We start from the raw sequence: 1,613 nt of genomic DNA on the forward strand, positions 1-1,613 counted from the left end.
TAAGAAAAACTATTAACATTTTTGTCATTTATGAAACTCCTTTTATTAAGATATAATATAATAAACTAAAAAAACAACATTTGTCAATACATAAATTTTATCAAGAAAATTTCTCACAAAGAACACTAAGGAAGAGAAGATCACAAAGAAGAATCAGGGGTTTTTGTCCGTTATCATATCGTAAAGCCCACGCTTAGCCTTCGGACAAAAACCTTTAATCCCCCTTTGTGATCTTTGTACCTTTGTGCTCTTCGTGTGAGGTTTTTCGGAAAAAATTCTAAGTCAATTCATCCAAATTATAGGGAGTTTCCTGATATACATAATTCAGCCAATTGTCAAAAAAAAGATTTGCGTGGGCGCGCCAACGGACAATGGGCGTCTTTGACGGATCATCGTCGGGATAATAATTTTTTGGTATTTCAATTGGCAGACCTTTTGAAACGTCGCGTTTGTATTCGCGGTCAAGCGTCAACGGATCGTATTCAAGATGGCCTGTTACATAAATCTCCCTGCCTCCTCTGGCGGTAACGATGAACACGCCCGTTTGTGCAGACTCGGATTGAATTGTCAGGCTATTATTTGTCGCTATCTTGTTACGGTCGCACGCGGTGTGCCTTGATTGGGGGGCGAGAAATTCATCGTCGAAGCCGCGGAATAACAAATTGTGCTGGTCTATCACGGTATTGGGAAAAATACCGAATAATTTTTTTTCAAGCGGATGTTTTGGAATGCCGTATTTGCAGTATAGGCCGGCTTGGGCGCCCCAGCAGATGTGCAGGCAGGAAAAAACATTTTTCTGCGAATATTCAACTATCTTTACAAGCTCGTCCCAATAATCAACTTCCTCAAAAGGCAAAGTTTCCACGGGAGCGCCCGTGATTATAAGCCCGTCAAAACGCGCCCTCATGCAGACAATTTCTTCGGAGCTTATGTAAAATTTTTCCAAATGGCCGGGCGGCGCGTTCTTTGACGTATGACTGCCCATGTTAAGAAAAGTTATGTCAACCTGAAGCGGGCTGTTGCCTAACAGCCTTAAAAGTTGAATCTCCGTGTCAATTGTAGTCGGCATTAAATTGATAATTCCGACCCTTAACGGCCTTATATCCTGAGATTCAGCGCGGGCTTCCGTCATTACAAAAATATGCTCGCGGGAAAGGGCATCGTATGCCGGCAGCTCTTTTGGTATCTTAATTGGCATATATCATTTTTAACATACTTTATTAAAAATTGCCAATATCTCTATATGGATAAAAATATAACTAATTTTAATTATTATGCCATTTTTTCCATTATAATTGCGAATTTGGTTGATGTTTTTATTAAATTACGATAAATTAATAATATGAAAATATTTCGACATGGATCATTTCGATGTGATGAAAGGGAGTTCTGGAATATTAAATGAAAACAATATTTGTTGTTGATGACAGTGATACTAATTTATCTATGGCGGAAGCGGTATTGGAAGATTATTACCGCGTAATGACAATGCCGTCCGCTATAAAAATGTTCGCGTTCCTTGATAAAATCATTCCCGATTTAATTCTTCTTGATATAGAGATGCTGGAGATGGACGGGATGGAGGCGCTGAAACGCTTACAATCCGAAAGCAA

At 39.2% G+C, this 1,613-nt stretch carries 2 protein-coding genes; one reads left to right on the forward strand and one right to left on the reverse strand.

The window, feature by feature from the left end; all coding sequences use genetic code 11:
• Positions 1-277: 277 nt before the first annotated feature.
• Complete coding sequence (locus ACYVRA_RS06430; protein ID WP_461251923.1) at positions 278-1,198, reverse strand: homoserine O-succinyltransferase; 921 nt, start codon at positions 1,196-1,198, stop codon at positions 278-280.
• Between the two features lie 203 nt (positions 1,199-1,401).
• Between ACYVRA_RS06430 and ACYVRA_RS06435 the strand changes: the two genes are divergently transcribed.
• On the forward strand, positions 1,402-1,613 hold a 212-nt coding region (locus tag ACYVRA_RS06435; RefSeq protein ID WP_461251924.1), incomplete at its 3' end, for a response regulator.

The organism is Treponema sp. R8-4-B8, from assembly GCF_054786175.1.

Coding starts and splice junctions, on each gene's coding strand:
- ACYVRA_RS06430 (WP_461251923.1), bottom strand. CDS start 1,198: ATGCCAATTAAGATACCAAAAGAGCTGCCGGCATACGATGCCCTTTCC.